The 26,855-nt window shown below is 65.9% G+C and carries 29 protein-coding genes and 1 tRNA gene; 7 read left to right on the top strand and 23 right to left on the bottom strand.

All coding sequences use genetic code 11. The features are described 5' to 3' along the window. Positions 1 to 7: 7 nt before the first annotated feature. Positions 8 to 1,579, bottom strand: a complete 1,572-nt coding sequence (nusA, locus tag ACFQ24_RS00865; RefSeq protein ID WP_380908413.1) for a transcription termination factor NusA — start codon at positions 1,577 to 1,579, stop codon at positions 8 to 10. Positions 1,580 to 1,593: 14 nt separating this feature from the next. Further along, positions 1,594 to 2,118: a ribosome maturation protein RimP gene (gene rimP / locus ACFQ24_RS00870; protein WP_380908415.1), complete on the bottom strand. Its 525-nt coding sequence runs from the start codon at positions 2,116 to 2,118 to the stop codon at positions 1,594 to 1,596. 185 nt (positions 2,119 to 2,303) lie between these two features. On the opposite strand from rimP, the gene ACFQ24_RS00875 reads away from it, so the two are divergent. Next, a complete protein-coding gene (locus tag ACFQ24_RS00875) occupies positions 2,304 to 3,440 on the top strand; it encodes a PQQ-dependent sugar dehydrogenase (RefSeq protein WP_380908417.1) in 1,137 nt (378 codons plus the stop codon). Between the two features lie 33 nt (positions 3,441 to 3,473). Here the strand turns inward: ACFQ24_RS00875 and ACFQ24_RS00880 are convergent, their stop codons facing one another. The 3 genes from ACFQ24_RS00880 to tpiA all read right to left on the bottom strand — a co-directional run bounded on the left by ACFQ24_RS00880 (position 3,474) and on the right by tpiA (position 6,549). After that, positions 3,474 to 5,105, bottom strand: a complete 1,632-nt coding sequence (locus ACFQ24_RS00880) for a CTP synthase (protein WP_380908419.1) — start codon at positions 5,103 to 5,105, stop codon at positions 3,474 to 3,476. 90 nt (positions 5,106 to 5,195) lie between these two features. Then, a complete protein-coding gene (gene secG / locus ACFQ24_RS00885; RefSeq protein ID WP_380908421.1) occupies positions 5,196 to 5,570 on the bottom strand; it encodes a preprotein translocase subunit SecG in 375 nt (124 codons plus the stop codon). Positions 5,571 to 5,787: 217 nt separating this feature from the next. Next, a complete protein-coding gene (tpiA, locus tag ACFQ24_RS00890; protein WP_380908423.1) occupies positions 5,788 to 6,549 on the bottom strand; it encodes a triose-phosphate isomerase in 762 nt (253 codons plus the stop codon). Positions 6,550 to 6,753: 204 nt separating this feature from the next. On the opposite strand from tpiA, the gene ACFQ24_RS00895 reads away from it, so the two are divergent. Further along, entirely contained in the window at positions 6,754 to 8,703 is a 1,950-nt protein-coding gene (locus ACFQ24_RS00895) for a SurA N-terminal domain-containing protein (protein WP_380908425.1), read from the top strand. A gap of 1 nt (position 8,704) precedes the next feature. Further along, positions 8,705 to 10,225, top strand: coding sequence for an anthranilate synthase component I (gene trpE / locus ACFQ24_RS00900; protein ID WP_380908427.1), 1,521 nt, complete (start codon positions 8,705 to 8,707; stop codon positions 10,223 to 10,225). Between the two features lie 4 nt (positions 10,226 to 10,229). Here trpE and ACFQ24_RS00905 read toward each other — a convergent pair whose 3' ends face one another. The 3 genes from ACFQ24_RS00905 to ACFQ24_RS00915 form a co-directional block, all read right to left on the bottom strand. After that, entirely contained in the window at positions 10,230 to 10,955 is a 726-nt protein-coding gene (locus tag ACFQ24_RS00905; protein ID WP_380908429.1) for an extensin-like domain-containing protein, read from the bottom strand. Between the two features lie 3 nt (positions 10,956 to 10,958). Next, the gene (locus ACFQ24_RS00910; RefSeq protein WP_380908431.1) at positions 10,959 to 11,729 is read right to left on the bottom strand and encodes an NUDIX hydrolase; all 771 of its coding nucleotides are present in this window, start codon (positions 11,727 to 11,729) and stop codon (positions 10,959 to 10,961) included. A gap of 36 nt (positions 11,730 to 11,765) precedes the next feature. Continuing rightward, positions 11,766 to 11,841 (bottom strand) — tRNA-Ala (locus ACFQ24_RS00915). Between the two features lie 224 nt (positions 11,842 to 12,065). Between ACFQ24_RS00915 and ACFQ24_RS00920 the strand changes: the two genes are divergently transcribed. Further along, positions 12,066 to 13,001: a DUF2171 domain-containing protein gene (locus tag ACFQ24_RS00920; protein WP_380908433.1), complete on the top strand. Its 936-nt coding sequence runs from the start codon at positions 12,066 to 12,068 to the stop codon at positions 12,999 to 13,001. 93 nt (positions 13,002 to 13,094) lie between these two features. Further along, on the top strand, positions 13,095 to 13,433 hold the full coding sequence (locus tag ACFQ24_RS00925; RefSeq protein WP_380908435.1) for a DMT family protein: 339 nt from the start codon (positions 13,095 to 13,097) through the stop codon (positions 13,431 to 13,433). Between the two features lie 19 nt (positions 13,434 to 13,452). On the opposite strand, the gene ACFQ24_RS00930 is transcribed toward ACFQ24_RS00925, so the two are convergent. Then, positions 13,453 to 14,019: a DUF1003 domain-containing protein gene (locus ACFQ24_RS00930; protein WP_380908437.1), complete on the bottom strand. Its 567-nt coding sequence runs from the start codon at positions 14,017 to 14,019 to the stop codon at positions 13,453 to 13,455. A 221-nt stretch (positions 14,020 to 14,240) separates the two neighbouring features. Here ACFQ24_RS00930 and ACFQ24_RS00935 point away from each other — a divergent pair, with 221 nt between their 5' ends. Beyond that, the gene (locus ACFQ24_RS00935; protein WP_380908439.1) at positions 14,241 to 15,257 is read left to right on the top strand and encodes a phytanoyl-CoA dioxygenase family protein; all 1,017 of its coding nucleotides are present in this window, start codon (positions 14,241 to 14,243) and stop codon (positions 15,255 to 15,257) included. Positions 15,258 to 15,285: 28 nt separating this feature from the next. Here ACFQ24_RS00935 and queA read toward each other — a convergent pair whose 3' ends face one another. The 5 genes from queA to ACFQ24_RS00960 all read right to left on the bottom strand — a co-directional run bounded on the left by queA (position 15,286) and on the right by ACFQ24_RS00960 (position 18,915). Next, the gene (queA, locus tag ACFQ24_RS00940; protein WP_380908440.1) at positions 15,286 to 16,320 is read right to left on the bottom strand and encodes a tRNA preQ1(34) S-adenosylmethionine ribosyltransferase-isomerase QueA; all 1,035 of its coding nucleotides are present in this window, start codon (positions 16,318 to 16,320) and stop codon (positions 15,286 to 15,288) included. A gap of 23 nt (positions 16,321 to 16,343) precedes the next feature. Further along, the gene (locus tag ACFQ24_RS00945; RefSeq protein WP_380908442.1) at positions 16,344 to 17,126 is read right to left on the bottom strand and encodes a peptidylprolyl isomerase; all 783 of its coding nucleotides are present in this window, start codon (positions 17,124 to 17,126) and stop codon (positions 16,344 to 16,346) included. Positions 17,127 to 17,227: 101 nt separating this feature from the next. Beyond that, complete coding sequence (coaD, locus tag ACFQ24_RS00950) at positions 17,228 to 17,737, bottom strand: pantetheine-phosphate adenylyltransferase (RefSeq protein WP_380908444.1); 510 nt, start codon at positions 17,735 to 17,737, stop codon at positions 17,228 to 17,230. A 3-nt stretch (positions 17,738 to 17,740) separates the two neighbouring features. Beyond that, a complete protein-coding gene (locus tag ACFQ24_RS00955; protein WP_380908446.1) occupies positions 17,741 to 18,655 on the bottom strand; it encodes a polyprenyl synthetase family protein in 915 nt (304 codons plus the stop codon). A gap of 5 nt (positions 18,656 to 18,660) precedes the next feature. Then, positions 18,661 to 18,915 (bottom strand): exodeoxyribonuclease VII small subunit, encoded by a 255-nt coding sequence (locus ACFQ24_RS00960; RefSeq protein ID WP_380908448.1) that lies wholly within the window; start codon positions 18,913 to 18,915, stop codon positions 18,661 to 18,663. Between the two features lie 156 nt (positions 18,916 to 19,071). On the opposite strand from ACFQ24_RS00960, the gene ACFQ24_RS00965 reads away from it, so the two are divergent. Beyond that, complete coding sequence (locus ACFQ24_RS00965; RefSeq protein WP_380908450.1) at positions 19,072 to 19,455, top strand: hypothetical protein; 384 nt, start codon at positions 19,072 to 19,074, stop codon at positions 19,453 to 19,455. Positions 19,456 to 19,578: 123 nt separating this feature from the next. Here the strand turns inward: ACFQ24_RS00965 and tatC are convergent, their stop codons facing one another. The 9 genes from tatC to ACFQ24_RS01010 form a co-directional block, all read right to left on the bottom strand. After that, on the bottom strand, positions 19,579 to 20,358 hold the full coding sequence (tatC, locus tag ACFQ24_RS00970; RefSeq protein ID WP_380908452.1) for a twin-arginine translocase subunit TatC: 780 nt from the start codon (positions 20,356 to 20,358) through the stop codon (positions 19,579 to 19,581). Then, positions 20,355 to 20,789: a Sec-independent protein translocase protein TatB gene (gene tatB, locus ACFQ24_RS00975; protein ID WP_380908454.1), complete on the bottom strand. Its 435-nt coding sequence runs from the start codon at positions 20,787 to 20,789 to the stop codon at positions 20,355 to 20,357. The genes tatC and tatB overlap by 4 nt, the downstream gene beginning before the upstream one ends. 29 nt (positions 20,790 to 20,818) lie before the next feature. Next, a complete protein-coding gene (locus tag ACFQ24_RS00980; protein WP_066767714.1) occupies positions 20,819 to 21,055 on the bottom strand; it encodes a twin-arginine translocase TatA/TatE family subunit in 237 nt (78 codons plus the stop codon). Between the two features lie 28 nt (positions 21,056 to 21,083). Continuing rightward, entirely contained in the window at positions 21,084 to 21,677 is a 594-nt protein-coding gene (gene scpB / locus ACFQ24_RS00985; protein WP_380908456.1) for an SMC-Scp complex subunit ScpB, read from the bottom strand. After that, entirely contained in the window at positions 21,674 to 22,444 is a 771-nt protein-coding gene (locus ACFQ24_RS00990; protein WP_380908458.1) for a segregation and condensation protein A, read from the bottom strand. Before ACFQ24_RS00990 ends, scpB begins: the two co-directional genes overlap by 4 nt. Beyond that, entirely contained in the window at positions 22,441 to 23,454 is a 1,014-nt protein-coding gene (gene nagZ / locus ACFQ24_RS00995; protein WP_380908460.1) for a beta-N-acetylhexosaminidase, read from the bottom strand. The genes ACFQ24_RS00990 and nagZ overlap by 4 nt, the downstream gene beginning before the upstream one ends. A 51-nt stretch (positions 23,455 to 23,505) precedes the next feature. Continuing rightward, positions 23,506 to 24,228: an SPOR domain-containing protein gene (locus tag ACFQ24_RS01000; RefSeq protein ID WP_380908462.1), complete on the bottom strand. Its 723-nt coding sequence runs from the start codon at positions 24,226 to 24,228 to the stop codon at positions 23,506 to 23,508. A gap of 23 nt (positions 24,229 to 24,251) precedes the next feature. Further along, positions 24,252 to 25,979, bottom strand: coding sequence for an arginine--tRNA ligase (gene argS / locus ACFQ24_RS01005; RefSeq protein WP_380908464.1), 1,728 nt, complete (start codon positions 25,977 to 25,979; stop codon positions 24,252 to 24,254). A gap of 117 nt (positions 25,980 to 26,096) precedes the next feature. Next, positions 26,097 to 26,735, bottom strand: coding sequence for a hypothetical protein (locus tag ACFQ24_RS01010; protein WP_380908466.1), 639 nt, complete (start codon positions 26,733 to 26,735; stop codon positions 26,097 to 26,099). Positions 26,736 to 26,855 lie beyond the last annotated feature (120 nt).

Genomic DNA, 26,855 nt, shown 5'->3' on the forward strand with positions numbered 1-26,855 from the left:
GTGTCTCTTACGCTTCCTCTTCGAACCAGTGGGCGCGGGCAGCCATGATGATCTCGTTGCCCTGCTCGTCGCTGAGGCCGTAGGACGCCAGGATGCCGCCCTTGTCCTCGTTGCCGCTGTCATTCTTGCGGCGGCGCTGATCGACGCGCTTCTTCTGCACCAGTTCGTCGGTGGCGAGGTCGGCGAGGTCGTCCAGCGTCTTGATGCCCGCCTTGCCCAGCGTCACCAGCATCGCTTCGGTGAGGTGCGGCATGTCGGCCAGAGCGTCCTCGACGCCCAGCGCCTGACGCTCTTCGCGGGCAGCGGCCTCGCGGCGCTCCAGCGCTTCCTGCGCGCGGCTCTGCAGCTCGGCGGCCAGTTCCTCGTCGAAGCCCTCGATCGACGCGAGTTCGTCTACCTCGACATAGGCGACCTCTTCCAGTTCGCCGAAGCCTTCGGCCACCAGAAGCTGGGACAGCGTCTCGTCCACATCCAGTTCGTTCTGGAACATTTCGGAGCGGGCGACGAATTCCTTCTGCCGCTTCTCCGACGCATCCGCCTCGGTCATGATGTCGATGGCCTTGCCGGTCAGCTGGCTGGCGAGGCGGACATTCTGGCCCCTGCGGCCGATGGCGAGCGATAGCTGGTCGTCGGGAACCACGACTTCGATCCGCTCTTCTTCCTCGTCGATGACGACGCGGGCAACCTGCGCGGGCTGGAGCGCGTTGACGACGAAGGTCGCGGTATCCTCGCTCCAAGGGATGATGTCGATCTTCTCGCCCTGCATTTCCTGCACGACGGCCTGGACACGGCTGCCCTTCATGCCGACGCAGGCGCCGACCGGATCGATGCTGCTGTCGCGGCTGATGACGCCGATCTTGGCGCGGCTGCCCGGATCGCGCGCAGCCGCCATGATGGTGATGACGCCATCGTAGATTTCGGGGACTTCCTGCGCGAACAGCTTCTTCATGAATTCGGGATGCGCGCGGCTGAGGAAAATCTGCGGACCGCGATTTTCGCGGCGGACGTTCAGCACGACCGAGCGGATGCGGTCGCCGACGCGAACGACTTCGCGCGGGATCTGCTGGTCGCGGCGGATGACGCCTTCAGCGCGGCCTAGGTTGACGACGACATGGCCGAATTCGACCGACTTGACGACGCCGGTGATGATCTCACCCACGCGGTCCTTATATTCCTCATATTGACGCTCGCGCTCGGCATCGCGGACCTTCTGGAAGATCACCTGCTTGGCCGACTGGGCGTCGATGCGGCCGAGATCGATCGGCGGCAGCGGATCGACGATGAAGTCGCCGATCACGGCGTCCTTCTTCAGCTTCTGCGCCTGCTTGAGGTCGACCTGCTTGAAATAATCCTCGACCGTGCCGACCACTTCCACGACGCGCCACAGGCGCAGGTCGCCGCTGTCGGGATCGAGCTTGGCGCGGATGTCGTTTTCCGCGCCGTAGCGGGCGCGCGCCGCACGCTGGATCGCATCTTCCATCGCCTCGATGACGATGGCCTTGTCGATCATCTTTTCGCTCGCCACGGAATTGGCGATGGCGATCAGCTCGGCCTTGTTGGCGGAAATGGCGTTGGCCATGACGTTATGAACCCTTATTCCTCGGTTTCAAATTCATCCGCCCCGTCGGAAGAGAGCGGCATGGTAGCAGAAATCAGTCGATCGGTCAGCACCAGCTTCGCATCATGGACGAGGCCGAAAGGGATGCGCACATCCCCCGCCTTCGCATCGGTGAAGAGGATATCCTCCCCATCGACGCCGTTCAGCAGGCCGCGAAAGCTCTTGCGCCCCTCCACCAGTTCGGTCGCGGCGATCTTCGCCTCATGCCCCGCCCATTCACGATAGTCATGCAGGCGGGTGAGCGGACGATCGATGCCCGGCGAGCTGACCTCCAGCCGATAGGCTTCCTCGATCGGGTCGGCTTCGTCCAGCACGTCCGACAGGCGGCGCGATATGGTGGCGCAATCCTCGATCACGAGCTGCTTCGTCTTGGGGTCTTCCGCCATGATCTGAAGCGTATAGTCGTCGCCCGACCCGAACAGCTTGATGCGCACGAGGTCGAAGCCAAGGGCCTTCACCTCGGGTTCGATCAGCGCGGTCAGTGCGGCGATGTCCGCCATGCAATCTCCAGATACAAATGTGCAGCTTCCTTCGTGCCGCGAGCGTTCCGCCCGCGACCCCGACATGTTTGACGATGTAAGGAAGCAAGGGCGATATAGGCGGGGCGGCATGGTTCTGCAACATTATTCGTTGCGACACATTCTAGCCGTCAGCAAAATCGTTCATCGATCCATGGGAGACACGGATGCGCCGTTTCATTTTCGCCGCGATGCCCCTCATCCTCATCGCCTGTTCGGCCGAGAATGCGACGGGCCAGAACAGCGCGGCTTCGGCCGAAAAGCCGTTCAAGATGTCGGTCATCGCCGATTTCGATTCGCCCTGGGCGATGACTTTCCTGCCGGACGGTCGCGCGCTGGTGACAGAAAAGGCGGGCGAGATGATCCTGTTCGATCCGAAGAACGGGACGAAGATTCCCGTGGCCGGCATTCCCGCAGTCGACAGCGCCGGTCAGGGCGCGCTGATGGACGTGGTCCCCTCCCCCACCTTCGCACAGGACAAGGCTGTCTATTTCAGCTTCTCCGAGGCGCGCGGCGGGGAGAAGGGCGTGGCGCTCGCCCGGGGCATTTTCAACCAGGCGAGCGACGGGACGACGAAGCTCGACAAGGTGCAGGTGATCTTCCGCGCCAGCCCCTATGTCGAGGGGAACGGCCATTATTCGGGGCGCATCGCCTTTTCGCCCGACGGCAGATATCTGTTCTTCACCAATGGCGAGCGCCAGAAATTCGATCCGGCGCAAGACTCGAAGGCGACGCTTGGCAAGGTGTTGCGGCTGAACCTGGACGGCACGCCAGCGGCGGGCAATCCGCTGGCGGCGAAGGGCTTTGACCCCGCCATCTGGTCCTATGGCCATCGCAATCTGTTGGGGCTGGCGTTCGATAAGGACGGGCGGCTGTGGGAGCAGGAAATGGGCCCCAAGGGCGGCGACGAGGTGAACCTCATCAAGCCCGGCCTCAACTATGGCTATCCGCTGGCGTCCAACGGCAGCCATTATGACGGGCGGGACATTCCCGACCACAAGGCGGGCGACGGGTTCGAGGCGCCCAAGGTCTGGTGGAACCCGGTGATTTCGCCGGCCGGGCTGGCCTATTATTCGGGTGATCTTTTCCCGCAGTGGAAGAACAGCCTGTTCATCGGCGGCCTGTCCAGTCAGAGCCTGGTGCGCGTGAAGCTGAACGGCGACGCCGCGTCCAAGGCGGACCAGTGGGACATGGGCGCCCGCATCCGCGAGGTGGAGCAAGGGCCGGACGGCGCGCTATGGCTGCTGGAGGATGGCAGGGACGGATCGCAGGGCAGGCTGCTGAAGCTGACGCCGTCAGAGTAATGCGAAAACGGGGCCTGATTGGCCCCGATTCTCTTAAACCAGCCGGCTCTGCTTGACGGCCGCCTCGATGAAGCTGGCGAAGAGCGGATGCGGATCGAAGGGCTTGGATTTCAGTTCCGGGTGGAACTGAACCCCCACGAACCAGGGGTGGTCCGGCCGCTCGACGATTTCGGGCAGCGTGCCATCGGGCGACATGCCGGAGAAGATAAGGCCGCCCTTTTCCAGCGCGTCGCGGTAGCCGGCGTTCACTTCGTAGCGGTGGCGGTGGCGTTCGCTGATGTCGGTCACGCCATAGATGCCCGCGACAACGCTGTTGCCGTCGAGCTTGGCGGGATAGGCGCCCAGGCGCATCGTGCCGCCAAGGTCGGTTTCGGCCGTGCGCTTCTGCAAGCCTTCGGCGCTCATCCATTCGGTGATGAGGCCGACGACCGGCTCCGACGTTTCGCCGAATTCGGTGGTGGAGGCTTCGGCTATGCCGGCCGTGTTCCGCGCGCCTTCGATACAGGCCATCTGCATGCCGAGGCAGATGCCGAAGAAGGGGACGTTGCGTTCGCGCGCGAATTTGACGGAGGCGATCTTGCCCTCCGACCCGCGCACGCCGAAGCCGCCGGGGACGAGGATGCCGTGCATCGGTTCAAGGCTGACGGCGAGATCATCGCCCTTCTCGAACAGTTCGGCGTCGATCCACTTAATGTTGACCTTCACCCGGTTGGCGAAGCCGCCATGGGTCAGCGCTTCGTAGAGCGACTTGTAGGCATCCAGCAGGCCGACATATTTGCCGACGACGCCGATCGTGACTTCTCCCTCCGGGTTCTGCTGCCGGTCCATGATGTCGGTCCAGCGGTCGAGCCTGGGCGCGGGCGCGTCGGCGATGCCGAAGGCGCGCAGCACTTCCTCGTCCAGCCCTTCGGCATGATATTGTTCCGGCACCGCGTAGATGCTCTTGGCGTCGAGCGCCGGGATGACCGCTTCGGGGCGGACGTTGCAGAAGAGCGCGATCTTCCGCCGCTCGCTTTCGGGCAGCGGCTTTTCGCAGCGGCAGAGCAGGATGTCGGGCTGGATGCCGAGCGAGGTGAGTTCGCGGACGCTGTGCTGCGTCGGCTTGGTCTTCAGCTCGCCCGCCGCGGCGATATAAGGCACCAGCGTCACATGGACGAAGATCGACTGGCCGCGATCGAGATCGTTATGCAGCTGGCGGATCGCCTCCATGAAGGGCAGCGATTCGATGTCGCCCACCGTGCCGCCGATCTCGCACAGGACGAAGTCCAGATCCTCGGTATCGGCGGTCGCGAACGCCTTGATCTCGTCCGTGACGTGCGGGATCACCTGCACCGTCGCGCCCAGATAGTCGCCGCGCCGTTCGCGCTGGATGATCGTCTGATAGACGCGGCCCTGCGTCACATTGTCGCTCTGCCGCGCGGAAACGCCCGTGAAGCGCTCATAATGGCCGAGGTCGAGATCGGTCTCCGCCCCGTCGTCGGTCACATAGACTTCGCCATGCTGATAGGGCGACATCGTGCCGGGATCGACGTTCAGATAGGGATCGAATTTCCGGATTCGCACACGGAAACCCCGCGCCTGCAGCAGCGCTGCAAGGGATGCGGCCATCAGGCCCTTACCAAGCGAGGAGACCACGCCGCCGGTGATGAAAATATACCGCGTCATGGGAGGAGAGGCTTAGCCTTTCGGAACAACAAAGGGCAAGCGCGCGAATCCACGCGCGCCTAAAAAAAGATCGAAGGATCGATGGAGCGGTTAGTTGGCGAGCGGAACCGCACCGTTGGACGCGGGCGCGGACGCCGCGTTGCTCGCCGCACCGGCCAGCGGATCGGCGTTCGGCTGGGCCGGAGCCGATTGGGTCGCGGGCGCCTGACGCACCAGCGAGGTGTCGATGTCGGCCGGCGCGTGACGCGTCGAGGCGATCACCGCCATGACGATCGACAGCAGCACGAAGATGCTGGCGAGGATCGTCGTCGAACGCGTCAGGAAATCCGCCGCACCGCGTGCCGACATGAAGCCCGACGGGCTGCCACCCACGCCCAGACCGCCGCCTTCCGACTTCTGCATCAGGATGACGGTGACCAGCAAGGCCGCCACGATGGCCTGCACGACGAGGAGGAAGGTGAACATGCGACGTTGGTGTCCGGTAATGGGTGCGTTGGCGCGCACATAGCGACGATGGGGCGTCGGGGCAACCTGTCAGCGTCGGCCTGTTCAAGCCCACCTCTCCCGTTCGTCACCCTGAACTTGGTTCAGGGTCCATCCATCCTCTCATGCGAAGAAATCCAGAGGCGCGATGGATGCTGAAACAAGTTCAGCATGACGAATTTGGATCGGCGGCAGCTCTTTACGCCGCCGCCTTCATCCGCTTGTCGGCCGCTTCGATGATCGGCGCGAACTTCGCGGCGGAGAGGCTGGCGCCGCCCACCAGGCCGCCGTCCACATCGGCAAGCGCCATCAGGTCGGCGGCATTGTCCCCGTTCATCGATCCGCCGTAGAGGATACGGACCTTGTCCGCCTCCGCGCCGATCCGGGTGGCGAGCGCGGCGCGCAGCGCGGCGTGCATGGAGGCGACCGCCTCCATTGTTGGAATGCGGCCGGTGCCGATCGCCCAGATGGGTTCGTAGGCGACCGCCAGCCAGTCCGCCGCCGCGCCTTCGGGCAAGGAGGCGAGCAACTGCTGCGACACCACATCTTCGGCGCGGCCCGCGTCGCGCACCTCGATGGTCTCGCCGACGCACAGGATCACCTTCATGCCGACGCGATGGGCAGCGGCGGACTTGGCCGCGATATCCTCATTGGTTTCGCCCCGCGCCTCGCGCCGTTCGCTATGGCCGGTTATGACCCAGCTCGCCCCTGCCTCGCACAGCATCTCTGCCGAAAGCGAACCGGTATAGGCGCCGCTGATATCCATATGGCAGTTCTGCGCGCCGATGAAGGCCGCGCCGCGCCGTTCCGATCCCGCCATGATGAGCGTGGCGGGGAGGCACAGCCCCACCTCGACCGCCGGGTGCTGCGCCGCGACCCGGCCGATCGCCTCCACCTCGTCGAGATGCGCGCGCATCCCGTTCATCTTCCAGTTGCCGACTACCAGCTTGCGCCTGTCCATCGCCTGTATCCCTTGTCGTTATTGCTGCACGTCGCCCCCACCGCTCCGCCGCCACGGCCCCGGCCACGGCGTCTCCCCGGATCGGCGGGATGCTGTATCGAGCCGATGAACGGCCCTCACGCATTTGTCCAGCCCAAGCCTTGCCGCCGGGCGCTTCCCCGCCTAAAGCGGGCCGCCATATCGCCCGCAGTTCCGGACCCATCCATGCTCTCTGTCTTTCGCCGCATCATCCATTCCAAGTTCGGCGCGCTGATCGCGATCCTGTTCCTTGGGGTTATCGCCGCCGCCTTCATCATGGGCGACATCAGCAGCGGGAAATTCGGCAGCGGATCGATCCTGAGCGGCGGATCGGCCGCCAAGGCGAAGGGTTATACGTTAAGCGAGGGCGAACTGCAGGACCGGGTGCAGCGCGTGTTCGAAAATGCACGCAAGTCCAATCCGGGCCTGCAGATCGGAGACTTCCTGGCGCAGGGCGGCGCGGCGCAAGTCTATGACCAGCTGGTCGCGTCGCTGACGCTGAAGGCCTTTGCCGACAGCCAGGACGTCCATATCTCGAAGCGGCTGGTGGACGCGCAGATCGCGCAGATCCCCGCTTTCCAGGACGCGGCCGGCAATTTCAGCCAGGATCAGTTCCGCGCCCTTCTGACGCGCGAGCGGCTGACGGAGCAGGCGCTGCGCGACGACATCAGCCGCGAGATCCTGCAACGGCATCTGATCGCCCCGGTCGGGCTGGGCGCGAAGCTGACCGACAGCCAGGTCATGCCCTACGCCTCGCTGCTGCTGGAGACGCGGCAGGGCACGGTGGCGGCGATCCCCTCCATCGCCTTCCTGGACGAGAAGAAACCGACCGACGCGCAGCTGGCGGACTATTACAAGAAGAACAGCGCGCGCTTCACCATCCCCGAGCAGCGCCGCATCCGCTACGCCCTGATCGATGCGGAGCGTTTCGCGCAGGCGGCGCAGCCGACCGATGCCGAGATCGCCGCCAGCTACAATCAGAACAAGGCCGCCTACGCCGCCAAGGAAAGCCGCAGCGTCGAGCAGCTGGTGCTGCCGACCGAGGCAGGCGCCAAGGCGATCGCGGCGAAGGTGAAGGGCGGCACATCGCTCGCCGCCGCCGCGCAGGGCGCCGGCCTTGCGGTGGCGACGCTGGCCGACCAGAGCCGCGAGGCGCTGACCGCGTCGGCGGGCAAGGCTGCGGCCGACGCCGCGTGGGCGGCAAAGCAGGGCGACCTTGTCGGCCCGATCCGTGCGCCGCTCGGCTGGCTGCTGGTCCGCGTCACGGCGGTCAAGGAAACCCCTGCCCAACCGCTGGCGGCCGTGCGCGGGGAGATTATCGAGAAGCTGCGCGCGCAGAAGGAGAAGCAGCTGCTGACCGACTTCACCGGCAAGATCGAGGACGCCATCGCCGATGGCGGCACCTTCGAGGAAGTGGTGAAGGATAATGGGCTGAAGCTGGAGACCAGCCCGCTGGTGCTGGCGACCGGCAAGCAAGTGCGTGATGCCGCCTTCACCGCCGGGCCGGACCTGCAGCCGCTGATCGCGCCGGTGTTCGGCATGAGCGCCGACGACGACGCGCAACTGGTGCCGATCACCCCGGACAAGCGCTACGCGCTGGCCGCGCCCGGCGAGATCGTCGCCGCCGCGCCGCCGCCGCTGGCCGAGGTCAAGCAACTGGTGCTGGCGCAGTACAAGCTCAATGAAGGCAATCGCAAGGCGAAGGCACTGGCCGAGCAGATCCAGGCGAAGGTTGCCAAGGGCATGAAGCTGGCCGACGCGATCGCGCAGGCGGGCGTCAGGCTGCCCCCGCCTCAGCAGCTGGGCGGCCGCCGCGCCGACATCATGCGCGGCCAGCAGCGCCCCCCGGCGGAGGTCGCGATCATGTTCGCGATGGCGGCCAACACGGTCAAGACGCTCCCCATAGGCCAGGATCGCGGCTATTTCGTGGTGCAGCTCAACAAGATCGAGCGCGGCGACGCGAAGGGACAACCCGAGCTGCTCAATCAGGTCCGCACCCAACTCGCCGAAGTGGTGGGCCAGGAATATGGCCAGCAGTTCGAGCGCGCGGTCGAAAAGGAACTGGGCGTGACCCGCAACGCGAACGCCGTCGCCAAGGTGCGGCAGGCACTGTCCGCCACCAACAGCGGCCAGTAAGATGGCTGCGACCGGGGGAGCGGACGGCATCGAGAGCGCGCGGGCGGCGCTGGCGCGGGGCGAATCGGCGCTGGTATGGCGGCGGCAGATCGCCGACACCGACACGCCGATTTCCGCCGCGCTGAAGCTGTTCGAGCCCGACCGGGGCGACTATCTGCTGGAGTCAGTCGAGGGCGGCGCGGTGCGCGGGCGGTACAGCCTGATCGGCATCGCGCCCGACCTCGTCTTTCGCGCGCAGGGCGAACGGGCCGAGATCAACCGGCACTGGGCGACCGACCGCGACGCCTTCGTGCCCGAGGAGCGCGGTGCGCTCGATGCGCTCCGCGCGCTGGTGGCGGAATGTCGCGCCGCGATGGACCCGGCCCTACCCGCCGCGCTCGCCTGCCTCGTCGGCTATTTCGGCTATGAGACGGTGGGCTTGGTCGAGAAACTGCCCCGCCCCGCCCCCAACCCCATCGGCGTGCCCGACATGCTGTTCGTGCGGCCGACCGTCATCCTGATCTTCGACCGGCTGGCCGATCAACTCTATCTGGTCGCGCCGGTGTGGAAGGGCAGCTTCACCGACGCCGACCGCGCGATAGAGGCGGCGCTGGAGCGGATCGATGCCGCCGCAGCGAAGCTGGCCGCGCCGCTGCCCGCCCTGCTCGCAGCCGCCGAGATCGCGGATGTCGCGGTGACGCCGGTGCTGGAGCCGGGCCGTTACGCGCGCATGGTGGAGCAAGCGAAGGACTATATCGTCGCGGGCGACATATTTCAGGTGGTGCTGGCGCAGCGCTTCACCAGCCCCTTCACCTTGCCGCCCATCGCGCTCTACCGCGCGTTGCGGCGGATCAACCCGTCGCCCTTCCTCTATTATCTCGACCTGCCCGGCTTCGCGCTGATCGGGTCGAGCCCGGAGATATTGGTGCGCGCCCGCAACGGCGAAGTCACCATCCGCCCGATCGCGGGCACGAGACCGCGCGGCGCGAACGCCGTTGAGGACGCGGCCAATCGGACAAGCCTGCTTGCCGATCCCAAGGAACGGGCGGAACATCTGATGCTGCTGGACCTGGGCCGCAACGATGTCGGCCGGGTCGCCGCCGCCGGATCGGTGACGGTCACGGAAAGCTACACCGTCGAATTCTACAGCCATGTCATGCACATCGTATCGAACGTCGTGGGCCGCCTTGCCGACGACAAGGATGCGATCGACGCGCTGTTCGCTGGTTTCCCGGCCGGCACCGTGTCGGGCGCGCCGAAGGTGCGCGCCTGCGAGATCATCGCCGAACTGGAACCTGAGACGCGCGGCGCCTATGCCGGCGGGGTCGGTTATTTCGGGCCGGACGGCAATATGGACAGCTGCATCGTGCTGCGCACCGCCGTGCTGAAGGACGGCGTCATGCATGTGCAGGCGGGCGCGGGCATCGTCGCGGATTCGCAGGCGGAATATGAGCAGCGCGAGTGCGAGGCGAAGAGCGGCGCGCTGCTGGCGGCGGCGCGCGAGGCGGTGAGCGTGGCGCGGCAGGCGGGATACGGGCAGTAACCTTTCAGCGGCAGGCGCGCCAGCCGGTCGCCCCCCGTTCCGCCTGGTCGAGGTGGAGATGGTCGCGATGCGCCGCATTATAATCGGGTGACAGGACGGTCGAGAACAGGTCGCACGCGCCATCGCGCACCTCCCGCAGGAAAGCGGCGTCCTTGCCCTCGCCTTTCCAGTCCCCGACGACGCTGATCTGCCGCCCGTCCTTCAGCACGAAGGCGGCGACATCGATGGCGTCGGCGGTCGCATGTTCGCTGAAGTCGCCCGCGCTGCGCCCGTACATGCGGCGGCAGCTATAGCTGCCGAAATGGCGGATGGAGCGGACCGGCTGACCGTAGAGGCGCTGGGCCGCCGGCTGGACGACCTGCCACTCCCACAGCTTGAGCGCGGCGACGACGGGGCAGGACGGCGCGACCGACGCAGGGGCAAGCGCGACGGCGTCCCGCTCCGGCCGCAACCTTATCGCGTCGGCATAGGCGCACCGGCCTGCGCCGCCCGGCTTCATCGCGACATGATCCACGCCCGCTTGGTCGAGCAGCGCGCGGCAGCCGCTGGCGTCTCCGGTCAGCGCAGCCAGCTTTCGCCCCGTGAACATGCCGACCGGCTGCGACAGGTCGAGCGGCGTCCAGGGCAAGTCCTGCGGCCGCTGGCGCAACCAGGCATAAGCGAGGAACAACAGGAAAAGGAGGCCGCCAACGAGGAGAAGGCGGCGGAGGGTCAGATGAAGGCGGCGCATGGATCAACCACGCCGGACCTGCTCCATTGGTTCCGACGTGACCGGATAGCCCAGATGGTCAGGGATGCAGAGATGGAGCGTTCCGTCCCGCATCTCTCGCCAAGGCCGGATCATGTCGACGGGGAAGCACCCGGCATGGGCCGCGAGCGCCTCGAACGAAGGGGACAGCGCCAGCCGCTCCAGATTGCGGCGCGTGGGAAAGATGACATGGCCTTGTCCCGACTGGCACAAGGCAAGCGTGTCGGCGGCGCTGCTCCAGAACAGGCGGACATTTTCCGTGCTATCGACGCTCGCCGCCTGCCCTTCCGGCGCGCGGGCAAGGTAGAAGCGCGTATCGAAGACCCGCCGCACGGCTTCGAACGGCGCGGGATGCCAGCGGGCGAAAGGGATGAGCGCGTCCAGATTCACCGCGAGGCCATGCCGGTCCAGCAATTCGCCCAGGGTTCGGCCATCCCGCAGCCCATCGCGCAGCCGCAGTGCGGTCGACGGGTCCACCACGCCCGCAAGGCCGATCACGACCCCGGCTTCCTCGATCGTCTCGCGAATGGCGGCGATGCGCGCGGCGGCTTCATCCCTGTCCATCGCGCCGGCCACGCGCGCGGCGAGCGCATGATCGCCGGCCTCCACACCACCGCCTGGGAACACCAGCGCGCCGGCGGCGAAAGCCATCTTTGCCGATCGCTCGATCATCAATATCTCGGCCGGCCTGCCGGGCCGATCCCGCACAATGATCAGCGTGGCGGCAGGACGGCTCGTGACTGCATCATCTGTCATCAAGGAAACCTTCGGAAACAACCCCATGAGAGGGGTTGGTGGAGCCGAGGGGGATCGAACCCCTGACCTCGTCATTGCGAACGACGCGCTCTCCCAGCTGAGCTACGGCCCCGAAGGAGCGCTGCCTATAAGCGAGCGATTTCCGGCGTGCAACGGTCTTTATACAAAAATCTGCGCAGCCTGGCCGAGGCCCGTCCGGCGCTTGTCACCGCCCCGGCAAAGCGCGCCAACGACGGGACATTACCCCGCCGTAACGGCCGGAACGTTGATCCGGTCCGCACATTGTTCAGGGCGACGACGCCGATGCGCGTCGCCGACAGACGAAGGAGAAGGACGATGGGTTACCAAGGCGGACGCCGCTATGGTGGCGATGACCGATATTCGGGCAACTGGGATCGCGGAGGCGACCGGTATCGCGGATGGGGCGACTATCGGCGCGACGATCGTGGATATCGGTACGGAACGCGCGGACAGTTTGGCGGACCGGACTATCGCCGTCCCCCCAGCGACTATGATCCCGAGGAACGCGGCTTCTTCGACCGGGCGGGCGACGAGATTCGCAGCTGGTTCGGCGACGAGGAAGCGGAACGCCGCCGCGAATATGACGATTATTACAACCGCCCCTATGGCGATCCGCGCGATCAGTCGAGCCGGCTGGGCTTCGCATCGGCGGCGCGCAGCGACTATCTGCCCAATCGTGGATACGCCCCCTACACCAACGAACGCAGCGGCTTCGGCAGCGAGGACCATGGCTACCGCACCCGCGCCTATGGGCCGCAACAGGACTATGGCGCGCATCACGACAGCAATTACCATAGCTGGCGCCAGCAGCGCATCGACGAGCTGGATCGCGACTATGCCGAATATCAAAACGAGAATCGCGACCGCTTCAACAGCGAGTTCGGCGCGTGGCGCACCCGCCGCGGCGAGCAGCGGCAGGCGATCCAGCAGGTGCGCGAGCATATGGAAGTGGTCGGCAGCGACGGCGAACATGTGGGCACCGTGGACAAGCTGCGCGGCGACCGCATCATCCTGACCAAGAATGATGAGGATGCCGGCGGTGTGCATCATTCGATCCCGTCGAGCTGGATCAAGACGGTGGACGCGACACGCGTCACGCTGGAGAAGACTGCAGCGCAGGCGCAGGACGCCTGGCGGACCGAGCGCGAGCAAGGCGCGATGTTCGGCGGCCGCGACGAAGGCCGGAGTGGATGGAGCCAGGAAGGCCAGAGCGGTTCGAGCACGGCCGGGAGCCAGTCGCGCTACCGCTGATCCCGTGACTTGTAAGAAAGGCCCGATTCCAGGATCGGGCCTTTTTTCCTGCCCGCTTGCATCCCGCGCCTTTGCGATGGCAAGCATCGAATCATGCCTACTTTCCTGCTGCTGCTCTTCTCCAACATCTTCATGACCACAGCCTGGTACTGGCATTTGAAGGGCGGCATGAACAAGCCGCTGCTGGTGGTGATCCTGATCAGCTGGGGCATCGCCTTCGTCGAATATTGCCTGGCGGTGCCGGCGAACCGGATCGGCTACGCCCATGGCTGGAGCGCCGGGCAGTTGAAGGTCGCGCAGGAAGCGATCGCCCTCATCATATTCGGTGTCTTCATGGTGACGGTGCTGGGCGAGCCCTTGCACTGGCGGCATGCGGCAGCCTTTATCTGCATCATGGCGGCGGTGGCTTTCCTGTTCGTGGGGCGTACCTGACCCCGGATCAACCGCCCAGTCATGTCCCGTCTTCCGTGTCGAGCGCGTCGAGCACCGCTTCGGGCGCGACGTCGCGTTGCAGTTCGGGCAGTTCGGGATCGCGCGCGGCGTCGATGCCCAGATGACTGGCGATCGCGGCGGTCAGGCGGATCAACCGCGTCACCTCATGTTCGGCGAGCAGGCTGACCTGAAGATCGAGATTGGCGCGACGTTCCGCCGCCGCCGCAGCCCGGTTTTGACTGATCAGCACGAAGGTGGACAGGAAGATCGCTTCGACCGACGCCCAGGTCGCCAGGATCACGAAGGTCGGATCGAAACGCGGCAGGCCGGGAAGGATGCCGAGATTGATGACGATCCAGAGTCCGAACAGCAGGAGATGGATATGCACAAAGACCATGCTGCCGGTGAAGCGGGTGATCCCCTCCGCAATCCGCGTGTCGCGCCCGGCGCCCGCCTCCTCCGCCCGCTGGCGTGCCGTCAGCGCGCGGATGTTCCGCTCCATCGCCGACGCGAGGTCGGGCTGATCGGGCTGGGCCAGGGTGACCCGGTGTCGGGTCGGTTCAGTCGACCGGCTGTCTTCACTCATGCAGCGCGGCTCTCCCCGGCAGATCGAGGAACCGACGCCTCGACCGATCGATCCTTGAACGGCAGCGCTGACGGCTCGTTCCGAACCGTGACGTCCGTGGGCTAACCTAAGTGTGGGAGGGAACGTCCGATGGGAGCGAGGGAGCGAGGCAAGCGAATTTGGAATAACTGATTGGAAAAAATCACTCGACCCCGGCCCGCCATCGCGTCAATGCGTCGCATATGCAATTTCAATCTATGTGGATGATGCCTTTCTGGTTTGCGCAGCTGTTCACGGGCGCAAAATCATTTGTGGACAATCCTTTGATCGGATCGAAAACGCTGAACGGCATCGGCTTGCATGCCGGGCGGGTGCGCGCTGCCCACGCGTTGGCGGCATTCCGGCGGCGGGGCCTCGCCGCAGCGGTCACGCCGGAGGAACGCGCGGCGTTCGATCGCGACGGGGTGGTCGAAATCCGCAACTTCCTGCCGGATGCACTATTCCGCTCGATGCAGGCGGACATTCTTGCCTATCGCGGCGCGGCGCGCGAGACGGTGCAGGGCGACACCGTCACGCGGCGCATGGCGGTCGATCCCCAAGCGATCCGGGCGATCCCCGTCCTCGATCATTTCCGCAAGGACGAGCGCTGGCGCGGTCTTTCTCGCTATGTCGCAGGGTTCGACATAGAGCCGCTGCTTTACATCCAGTCGATCATGCCCAACCGGCACGACGCCGCGCGCGACCCGCAGCATGAACTTCATGCCGACACCTTCCATCCGTCCATGAAGGCCTGGCTGTTCCTGGAGGATGTACCGGCCGACGCCGGTCCCTTCTCTTATGTGCGGGGATCGCATCGGCTGACGCCGGCACGGCTGAAATGGGAACAGGCGCGCAGCCTTACCGTCCGGGACGAAAGCTGCCGGCTTTCGGCGCGCGGTTCGCTTCGCGTCAGGGCGGATGAGCTGGACGGCCTCGGCCTGCCGCAGCCCAGCGTCTTCACCGTGCCGGCCAACACGCTGGTCGTCGCCGACACGTTCGGCTTCCATTCACGCACTCCCGCCGCTGGCCCTGTGACGCGGGTCGAACTATGGGCCTATGGCCGGCGCAACCCGTTCCGCATCCGGCGCGGATGGGACATAGGCAGCCTGCCCGGCCTTGCCGAACGACGCATTCCGCTGCGCTGGTGGCTGGGAGACAGGGTCCATCCCTTCATCCGCCAGCAGTGGCGCGCCGTGGGGAAAAAATCAGCTTTCGAATAGCGGCGCGGCTAACCGGCGTGGCGCAAGGTCACCATTGCGGCAACAGCAGGCTCGAGTCGCCATAGCTGTAGAAGCGATAGCCTTGCGCGATGGCGTGGGCATAGACCGCCTGCATCCGCTCCCGCCCCATCAGGGCCGATACCAGCATGAACAAAGTCGATCGCGGCAGGTGGAAGTTGGTCATCAGGCCATCGACCGCGCGAAAACGATAACCGGGCGTGATGAAGATCCGGGTTTCGTCGGCAAAGGGATGGATGAGGCCGTCTTCTGCGGCCGCGCTTTCCAGCAGGCGCAGCGAGGTCGTGCCGACCGCGATCAAACGCCCGCCCGCCGCGCGTGCGGCGTTGAGCCTTGCGGAGGTGGCTGCGTCTATGCGGCCCCATTCGGCATGCATCCGATGGTCGTCGGTGTCGTCCGCCTTCACCGGCAGGAAGGTGCCCGCGCCGACATGCAGCGTCAGCGTTTCGGTGAGGATGCCCGCCTGCGCGATGGCGTTCATGAGGTCGGGCGTGAAGTGCAGCGCCGCCGTCGGCGCGGCGACGGCGCCGTCCTCCCGCGCGAACATGGTCTGATAATCGCTGCGGTCCCGCTCGTCCGTGGCGCGCTTGCTGGCGATATAGGGCGGCAAAGGCATACGCCCCGCCCGCTCCAGTAGCAATTCGACCGGTTCGTCACCCTCGAAGCTCAGGGTGACGCCGCCGTCCTCGTCGCGCGGCCCGGCAATGGCGCTGACGCCCGCACCGAAATCGATCCGGTCGCCGGCCCGCACCCGCTTGGCGTTGCGCAGGAAAGCCTGCCACTGCCGCAGGCCGAGCCGCTTATGCAGCGTAGCCCCAATGCGTGCCTTCCCACGCGTGCCTTCCAGCTGGGCGGGAATGACCTTCGTGTCGTTGAACACCAGCACATCGCCAGCGCGCAGCAGCGACGGCAGGTCTCGGACGATATGGTCCTGCATCGCCGCCTCTCCCGGAACGAGGAGCAGTCGTGCGCTGTCGCGCGGCGAGGCGGGGCGCAGCGCAATATTCTCCGGCGGGAGATCGAAATCGAACAGGTCTACGCGCATGAGGAGGTGACCGGACCGCCGGCTTATTTCCTGGCAGCCGGCTTCTTCGTCGCGGCGGCCTTTGGCGCCGGCTTGCGGGCCGGGGCTGGCGTGTCGACGATGGAGGGCGCGGCGGCAGCAGGCTGGGGTGCTGCCGTAACCGGCGGTTTCCCGCCGCTCTCGATCGAGGCCTGGAGGATCACGGTCGGGTTCGCCGGCGGCTCGCCGGCTGCGATGGCGTCGACATATTGCATGCCCTCGATCACGCGGCCGAAGACGGTATATTTCTTGTCGAGCTGCATCCGGGGCAGCAGAACGATGAAGAACTGGCTGTTGGCGCTGTCCTCGCTCTGGGCGCGCGCCATCGACACCGTGCCGCGCAGATGCGGCATCGGATTGAATTCGGCCTTGAGGTCCGGCAGCGTCGATCCGCCGGTGCCATCGCCCTTGGGATCGCCGCCCTGCGCCATGAAGCCGGGGATCACGCGGTGGAATTTGAGGCCGTTATAGAAGCCATGCCGGGTCAGTTCCTTGATCCGCTCGACATGGCCGGGCGCGATGTCGGGCCGCAACTGGATGCGCACGCGCCCGCCGCTCGACAGGTCGAGATCCCATATATTCTGCGGGTCGGCGGGAACGGTGGCGGGCGGCAATTGCGGCGTCACGCTGGTGCCCAGCGTCTCCAGATTCTTCTGCGCCTTCGCCGCGGTTTCGGCCTTCTTCATCTCCTCGGCCTGCCCCCGGCCACCGCCCTGCGCAAAAGCCGGGACGGACGCGGTGAGGGCGAAACCGATCGCCACGGTCTTGAGCGCGCGAGTGAAACGCATGGGAGAGACGCTTTCCTTCAAATCATCGGACCCGGCGGGTCGCCCCGCCCTGATAGCGCGCTGATCGCGATTGGCAACTGAACGCAGGCTGAAACCGTGGGTCAAACGCCCTTGCGTCCGATCCGGTCGACGCGCGCGACCACCTCATCCCGCACGGCCGGGCTGACGAATTTCTGGATTGGGCCGCCATAGAGGGCGATTTCCTTGACCAGGCGCGATGCAATCGGCTGCAAGGACACGTCCGCCATCAGGAAGACGGTTTCGACCCGGCCGTTGATCTGCTGGTTCATGCCCGCCATCTGATATTCATATTCGAAGTCCGCGACGGCTCGCAGGCCCCGGATGATGACGCTGGCGCCCTGCGATTCGGCAAAGTCCATCAGCAGCGAGTTGAAGCCTGTGACCACGATCTCCGTGTCGATGCCCGCGCATTCGCGGCGCACCATCTCCAGCCGCTCTTCATCCGAGAACATGGGCGATTTGGAGATGTTGGTGGTGACGCCGATCACCAGCTTGTCCACCAGCTTCGCGCCCCGGCGGATGATGTCCATATGGCCCAGCGTAATGGGGTCGAACGTGCCCGGATAGACGCCGATGCGCTCTTTGCTCATGGGTTAGCGGTCCCTCTCCACAATATAATCGGCAATGGCGCGGAGCAGATCGGCCTCGCAGCCATGGCTGTGTAGATGCGCCTTCGCCTGCGCCACCAGAAGATGCGCCTGTTCGCGCGCGCGCTCGACGCCCAGCAGAGACACGAAGGTTTCCTTGCCCGCCGCCGCATCCTTGCCGAGCGCCTTGCCGGCAAGAGCAGCGTCGCCCTCTACATCGAGGAGATCGTCGGCAATCTGGAAGGCAAGGCCGATGTCGCGCGCATAGCCGTGCAGCGACGTGCGCGCCTCCTGCGGCAGGCGCGCCATGATCGCGGCGGCATCGACGCAGAAGGCGATCAGCGCGCCTGTCTTGAGATTTTGCAGCCGGGTCACGGTGGCAAGGTCGAACCGGGCCTTTTCCGCCGCCAGGTCCATCATCTGTCCACCAGCCATTCCCGCCGGCCCACTGGCGAGCGCCAGCGCCCGCACCAGCTCGATCCGCACGAAGGGGTCGGGGTGCGTCTCCTCGTCCGCCAGCACTTCGAACGCCAGATCATGGAGGCAGTCGCCCGCCAGGATGGCGCTCGCCTCATCGAACGCCTTGTGGACGGTGGGCTTGCCGCGCCGCACATCGTCATCGTCCATCGCTGGCAGATCGTCATGGATCAGCGAATAGACATGGATGCACTCGACCGCGAGCCCGACCCGCAGCGCCGATTCGCGCGAGATGTTGAAGAGGTCGCTCGCCGCCTGGACCAACAGCGGCCGCAACCGCTTGCCGCCGCCGATGGCGGCGTGCCGCATCGCATCATAGAGGCGGCGGCGAGGGTCGTCCGGAGAGGCAAGCAGACGGTCGAACGCGGCGTCGATGGCGCTGGCGACTTCCGCCGCACGCGCACCGACCAAAGCAGAAGCGGAGCCCCCCCCTCCCCCTGGCATGGCCGTCAGTCCGCGCCGAACGGCTGCGCGCCGCTGACCGTGCCCCCCGCGTCGAGCGTGAGCTTCTGAATGCGCGCCTCCGCCGCCTGAAGCCGCTCGGTGCACCGCTTGCGCAATTCTTCACCGCGCGCATAAAGCGCGATCGACTCGTCGAGCGGCACGTCCCCGCTTTCAAGGCGGCGCACGATTTGCTCCAGTGCGCGCAGCGCATCCTCGAACGACAGGGTTTCAAGATCGGGGGTGGACATGTCCTCAGCCATCACCCTGCATTGACCGTGCCCAGGCAGATGGTCAAGCCCGCTACGCGACAAAGGCGGATCGTCATGAAGCCGTCATGACGTCAATTGGGGCGATGGAGGAAAATACGTCATTTTGCGTTGACGCACCATGTTGCACATGCACATAAAAGGATCGCTATGAAATATTATGTCCCCCTGATCGCCGTTGCTGGTCTGGCCTTGCTGTCTGGCTGCAACAAGAATGATGAACCCGAAGTCGTCGGCGGCCCCGCCGATCCGATGGCCGAAAAGCTGGCCAACGCCGCGCCGGTCGAACTGCCGCCGTCGGTCAAGGCCAACAAGCAGTATCGCTGCAAGGACAACAGCCTGATCTTCGTCGACTTCATGACCGACGACAAGACGGCGAACCTGCGCACCGAGAAGACCGGATCGCCCACGAAGCTGACCGCCCCCGAGGCCGGCAAGGCGTATGTCGCGGAAGGCGGCTACGAAGTGTCGGGCCAGGGCGACGACGTGACCATCACCGTCCCGGGCAAGGGCGCGCAGAGCTGCCACGTCTGATCGACGCGTCCTGCTTCCATTTTCCCAAGGCCGGCCCCTCTTGCGAGGGACTGGCCTTTTCTTTTGGCGGAGAAAGACCAGCCGACGCCGATGCACCGATTATTGGGAACGGAGGATGCCCGATCAGGCCGAGGCCTGCTCCGCCCCTTCCTCGGCCGCCTGCCTGCGATCGGTGAACCAGATGGCGACGATTGTGATTTCGTAGAGCAGCAGCAGCGGGATCGCGAGCATCAGCTGAGACACCACGTCGGGCGGGGTCAGCACCGCGGCCAATATGAACGCAGCGACGATCATATAGCGGCGCAGGCCGATGAGTTGAGCGCGGGTCACGAACCCCGCGCGGTTGAGCAGCATCAGCAGCACCGGCATCAGGAAGCTGATCCCGAACGCGAGGATGAACTGCATGACGAGGCCGAGATAGGCGTCCGCGCTGGGCAGTGCCTCGACCGACAGGCCGCTGCTGTTTCCCTGAAACTCCAGGAAGAAGTGAAAGGCGGTGGGCATCACCACGAAATAGGCAAGACTGGCACCCATGGCGAAAAGGAAGGGCGTCGCAAGGATGAAAGGCAGCAGCGCCTTCTTCTCCTTGGCATAAAGGCCCGGGGCGACGAAGGCCCAAAGCTGGTTGGCGATGATCGGGAAGGACAGGCAGAAGGCCCCGAACACCGCGATCTTCACCTGCACGAAGAAGGCCTCGTACAGCTTGGTATAGACAAGCCGACCGCCGCCGTCGCCGAACGCTTCCTTGAGGGGATGGACGAGAATGGCGAAGAGCTGCTCCGAAAAATAGAAGCAGACAGCGCCTGTGAGAAAGAGCGCGTAGACGCATTTGAGTAGGCGGCTGCGCAGCTCGATGAGATGGTCGAGCAAGGGCGCCTTGCTGTCGTCGATGTCACTGATCATGCCGCCGCGTCGCTCTTGCCAGAGGAACCCGCAAGATAGGGCGGCCCGCCGGTCGTCGGCGAGGGCGCTGGCGCGGGTTCGACGGGTGCCGACTGCGCGACGAAGGCCGGTGGGTCTTCGGGCGCGGAACGGGCGACGAAGGCGGGGGCGTCTGGCGTGCCGTCAGGGGGCGGCAAGGCGGCAGCGTCGGTTTCGGGCGGATGCTCTTCCATGATGCGCTTGTTCTGCGCCGCCCACTTCTTCTCCAGCTCCTCCAGTTCCACCTCGCGCACCATCGCGTCGATGCCAGTGCGGAAATGGCGGGCCATGCCCTGGGCCTTGCCCACGATCTGCCCCACCTTGTAGAGCGCGCGCGGCAAGTCCTTGGGGCCGATCACGATCACGGCGATGATCACGATCACCAGAAGTTCGGACGAATCGATACCAAACATGCGCGACTACCGGCCTGTGCTTGAAGGGATCAGGCCTTGCTCTTTTCTTCGGTCGCGCTCGGCGCATCCTGCTCGGGCACGCGATGGCCTTCGATCCGGGTCGCGGGCTTGGCGGGCGGCACATCGTCGTCCTCGGCCATGCCTTTCTTGAAGCTCTTGATGCCCTTGGCCACGTCACCCATCAGGCCGGAAATCCGGCCGCCACCGAACAGCAGCATGACGACCAGGAGCACGATCACCCAGTGCATCAGCGAGAAGGAACCCATTTTCAAATACTCCTGAAAGGAGGCCTATCTAGGCCTCTTCCTCGTCATTTTCCACAACGGATTGGCCAACCAGACCCTCCAGCGCCAAATCCACGGGGTCGAGCAGGCCCGCGGCGCGCAGATCGTCCAGTCCGGGCAGGTCGCGTCGGCTGCCAAGCCCGAAATGCGTCAGAAATTCTACCGTCGTCGCGTAGATGAGCGGACGACCCGGCACTTCCCGCCGGCCCGCCGGACGGACCCACCCGGCCTCCATCAGCACGTCGATCGTGCCCTTGGCCACCTGCACGCCGCGAATCGCTTCTATCTCCGCGCGGCTGACCGGCTCATGATAGGCGATGATCGCCAGCGTCTCCATCGCCGCGCGGGAGAGCTTGCGCGTCTCGTCCTTCTCGCGCCGCAGGATGTGGGCCAGGTCCGGCGCGGTCTGGAAATGCCAGCGCCCGCCCCGTTCCACCAGATTGATCCCGCGCCCGGCATAGCGATCGGCCAGCGTGGCGAGCGCCACCGGCAGGTCGCCGCCTTCCCCCACATGCAGCCTGATCTCCGCCGGCGTCAGCGGCGTTTCCGCCACGAACAGCGTGGCTTCGACAGCGCGGAGATAATCGTCTGGTTCCTGCATCACGCCGCCGCCCCCGGCATCGGCGCGCGCAGATAGATGGGCTGAAAGATGCCGTCCTGCGCCATTTCCAGCCGCCCTTGCCGCGCCAGCTCCAGCGCGGCGACGAAGCTGCTCGCCAGCGCCGACTTGGCGCGCGGCGGATCGATGTCGGGCGGCAGGAAGGCTTCGAGCCGGGTCCAGTCCAGCGCCGCGCCGACCAGCGACCCCACGCGCTGAATCGCTTCGTCCAGCGTCATGACCGGGCGCACGGCAATGCTGTGTACCACCGGCTGCGTGCGGGCGCGCACCTGCCCGTAGGCGGCGATCAGGTCGTAGAGACTGGCGCGCCATTGCGCCTTGCGGACGAGGCGCAGCCCCTCCGGCGCGCGGCGCGGGAACACGTCGCGGCCGATGCGGTCGCGCGCCATCAGCCGCGCCCCCGCGTCGCGCATGGCGTTCAACCGCTGGAGCCGCAGGTGCAGCCGCAGGGCCAGTTCCTCGGGACTGGGATCGGGCTGTTCCGCCTTAGGCAGCAGAAGCGCCGATTTGAGATAGGCGAGCCACGCCGCCATCACCAGATAGTCTGCCGCCAGTTCCAGCTTCAATTGCCGGGCGCTGTCGATGAAGGCGAGATATTGTTCGGTGAGCGCCAGGATGGAGATTTCCCGCAGATCGACCTTCTGGCCCCGCGCCAGCGTGAGCAGCAGGTCCAGCGGTCCTTCCCAACTGTCGAAGCTGACCGTCAGGATATGCGGCGACGGAACCGCCGGCGACTCGAACAGGTCGCTCAAGCGGGCACCAGCCCCAGCAGGCTGTCGCGCGTGGCGATCAACGTCTCGAATTCGGGCTGGTCGGCATCGCGCCGGATCGACGCCATCGCCCGGTCGAGCCGGGCGCGGGACATATCCGCAATGTCGGGCAGGCGATCGGCGATGCCGATCATGTCGTCCATCCGCGCCCAGCAGTTGAGCGCAAGGTCGCACCCCGCCGCGACGACGCCGGCCGCAAGTTCGGGGATCGATCCCTTGAGCGCCTTCATATCGAGATCGTCGGACATCAGCAGCCCGTCGAAGCCGATGGAGTCGCGGATGATCTCGCCGATGATGGCGGGGGACAGGCTGGCCGGCCGCTGCGCGTCCCATTCGGTGTAGACGACATGGGCGGTCATCCCGATCGGTGCGTTGCGCAGCGTGCGGAAGGGCGCGAGGTCGGTTTCCAGCGCGTTCAGATCGGCATCGACCACCGGCAGGTCGAGATGGCTGTCGACCAGCGCGCGGCCATGGCCGGGCATATGCTTGACGATGCCCACCACGCCGCCCTCGGCCAGCCCCTCCAGCGTCGCGCGGCCGAGCGCCGCGACCCGCATCGGGTCCGCACCAAGCGTCCGGTCGCCCATGATGTCGCTCGCCCCGTCCTGCCGCACGTCGAGCAAGGGGAGCGCGTCCACGGTGACGCCGACCTCCGCCAGCATCAGGGCTAGCGCCCGGCCGTTGGCGCGGGCCGCCGCGATCGCGCTGGAGGGCGCGACATCGTAGAGTCGGTCGAAGGCAGCGGAGGCTGGAAAGGCAGGCCAGTGCGGCGGCTGCATCCGCGCGACGCGTCCGCCCTCCTGATCGATCATGATGAGCAGGTCGGCGCGCCCGTGCAGCGCCCGGAGATCGTCCGTCAGCGCGCGCAACTGGTCCCGGTCGGCGCAATTGCGCTTGAACAGGATATATCCAGCCGGCTCCGCCTCCGCGAAGAAGGCGCGCTCGTCAGGGGTGAGCGACAGGCCGGCCATGCCGAAGATCACAGGCTTCATGGGGCGAATGGTAGCGCCTGCCGCTGCCGCTGTCGAAGGGCTTTATGCCCGTCAGTTCACCACGATGCAGCTTTCGCCCGCGACCTTGAGCTTGCCGCACACCAGGCTGGCCTGCTTGCCCGCGCCGGCCCGCAGGCGGTAAAGCGTGCTGCCGCCGATTTCCACCGGCTCGATCGTCATGGGCAGCGGCGCGAGATAGGCGAAACGCTTCGACAGCTTGCCCCATGCATCCTTCGCCAGCGCGGCGTTGCCATAGGCGCCAAGCTGGATGGTTCCACCGGGCACAGCCTTTGGCGCGGTGGCACGGACCGGCGCGGCCGTTTCATCGGTGACGCGGGTGGAGACGCTCTGTGCGGGCTTCGCCGGGGCAGCAGGCCGGGCGGCGGCAGGCGCCGGCGTCGTCTTCTCGATCGGCGCTTCGGGCACGCGGCTCGGATCAATGCGGCCGTCCCGCACGACGCCCTCGCTGGCGGCGAAGCTGGCATCGCCCTCGCCGTCGAACTTCTTGGCATCGGCCTCGCTCGCGGCAATCTTATAGTCTCCGGGCGGCGCGGCGATCAGCGTGCCTTCGCCCGCGGCACCCGCGCCATTGCGGTTCTGGACCAGCCACACCCCCGCCACCACCGCGCCGATCAGGATCAGGCCGAGAAGGATGAACCCCAGCAGGCGCAGCGGCGATATGCGGTCGTCATCCGCATCGTCCATCGCCGGCTCAAGCCAGGGCAGCCGATCCTCGTCGTCCAGATCCAGTCTTCCCCGCGCATAATCGCCCATGCCAGTCCTTCCGCCTGTTTGCCTCAGCCCATTTCCGTGAGAGCGGCCACGCCCATAAGGGCCAGCCCGTTGCGGATAATCTGCCCGATTCCCCGCGCGAGGAAAAGACGCGTTGCAGTGAGCGCCGGATCGTCGGCCAGAATGACGCGCGCGCGCGGATCATCATTGCCCATATTCCACCATCCGTGAAAAGCCGAAGCCAAGTCATTGAGATAAAAGGCAACACGATGCGGCTCACGCGCCTGCGCCGCGCCATCGACCACGCGGGGGAACTGGGCGGCCAGCTTGACTAGGCCAAGCTCCGCTGTCCCGAGAAGGGACAGGTCGGGCGCGGGCAGCGCGATTCCGGCTTCCTCCGCCCGCCGGCCGAGCGAAGCAATGCGCGCATGGGCATATTGCACGTAGAAGACCGGATTGTCCTTCGACGCCTCGACCACCTTGGCGAAGTCGAAATCCATCTGCGCGTCGGCCTTGCGCGTCAGCATGGTGAAGCGGACGACATCCTTGCCCACTTCACGCACGACATCCGCCAGTGTCACGAAATTGCCGGCGCGCTTGGACATCTTCACCGGCTCGCCATCGCGCAGCAGGCGGACCATCTGGATGAGCTTGACGTCGAAGCGCGCCCGCCCTTCGGTCAGGGCCGCGACGGCAGCCTGGATGCGCTTCACCGTGCCGGCATGGTCCGCGCCCCATATGTCGATAAGCTGGTCCGCGCCTTGGGCCTTCTGGAAATGATAGGCCATGTCCGCGCCGAAATAGGTCCAGCTGCCGTTCGACTTCTTGATCGGGCGATCCTGATCGTCGCCGAATTGCGTCGAGCGGAACAGCGGCAGTTCGACCGGCTCCCAATCGTCGGGCAATTCGCCCTTGGGCGCTTCCAGCGTGCCGTCATAGACAAGGTCGTGCGCGCGCAGCCAGGCTTCGGCCTCGTCGGGCTTGCCCGCCGCCTGCAACTCGGCCTCGGAAGAAAAGATGTCGTGATGGATGCCGAGCAGCGCGAGGTCGCTGCGGATCATGTCCATCATCTTCGCGACGGCGAAAGTGCGGAAGAGGACAAGCCATGCGCTTTCCGGCGCGGTCACGAAGCGGTCGCCATGCTCGACGGCGAGAGCCTGGCCGACCGGCACCAGATAGTCGCCGGGGTACAGCCCTTCCGGGATATCGCCCACATCCTCGCCCAGCGCCTCGCGATAGCGCAGGTGGGCGGAGCGGGCGAGCACATCCACCTGACCACCCGCATCGTTGATATAATATTCGCGGATCACCTTGTGCCCGGCATATTCCAGCAGGGTCGCGAGCGCGTCTCCTACCACCGCGCCCCGGCAATGGCCCATATGCATGGGGCCGGTCGGATTGGCGGACACATATTCGACATTGACCGTCACGCCCTGCCCCGCGGTCGAGCGGCCATAATCGTCGGCATCCGCATGGATCGCGGCCAGCTCGGCGCGCCAAGTGGCGTCGTTCAGCGTCAGGTTGATGAAGCCGGGGCCGGCGATCGCGGCGCTTTCGACCTCGTCGAGGGCCTGGAGTTTCGCGACGATCGCCTCCGCCAGAGCGCGGGGGTTCGTGCCGGCCGGCTTCGCCAGCACCATGGCCGCGTTGGTCGCAAGGTCGCCATGGCTCGCGTCGCGCGGCGGCTCGACGATCACGGGCTTGCGGTTGAGACCGGAAGGCAGCGTGCCATCGGCTTCCAGCGCGTCCAGCACGGCGTCGAGATGGGCGGTGAAACGGGTGTAGAGGGACACGGAGCGAAACTTTCTTGCAAGTTCCGTTCGCCCTGAGCCTGTCGAGGGGCTGCTCCTGTCTTTCAAGAAGGGCAGGGCTTCGACAAGCTCAGCCCGAACGGTGGATGGGACTGAGCCTTAACGGGTGGCGTTGTATCGGAGCTGGTCCTGGGTCAGGTTGAACCCGACCAGCAGTTCGAAGCTGGTGCGCTGCAGCGCCGCCTTGACGTCCGGCTGGGCGAAGGGGTCGATCGCGGCGTCGGCATCGCCGGCCTTGCGTTTCTGCGTGATCTTCGTCTGGATGTCGGCCGGCAGGGTCGCCGCCGCCTTGTCAACATAGGAACCCGCCTTCGCCTGTGCACTGGCGAGATACTGGCCGGGCGCGAAGGTCAGCGTCACCTGGCCGACGCGCTTGGCGACGACATTGGTTCCCGCCTGCACGACGGCCGAGAAATAGGGCAAGGTCACCTGGCGCGCGGCGGTGGCATCGGTACGGCGCGCATTCACGGTGAAGGTCGCTTCGGTATAGAATTGCGCGCCATCGGCGCAGGTGGATCGCAGGTCGGTGATATTGGCGACAACATCGATCGCCGATGCATCCGTGCTGCCGGCCGGGTTGAACAGCGTGACGTCCCCCGTCTGCGCCGGGATGGCGGCGACCGGACAGGCGGACCGAACCGCAACGATGCCGCCGCTGGCGTCGATCTCGCCCTTGCTCGAGCACCCCGCCAGAGCAAGGGCAAGCGTGGCGGCAGCGGCGAGACGGACGGTTTTCACGAGCAGACAATCCTTGGCGGGCCGGCCGGGGCCGGGAACTTTGCGCTTCCTTATCCGTCCCCCGCGGCCCGCGCAACCTCAAGGCTCTTTCTTCCGGAACCACATTGTCCTAAGCGGCTG

The organism is Sphingobium olei, from assembly GCF_042678845.1.
GTDB classification, from domain to species: Bacteria; Pseudomonadota; Alphaproteobacteria; order Sphingomonadales; family Sphingomonadaceae; genus Sphingobium; species Sphingobium olei.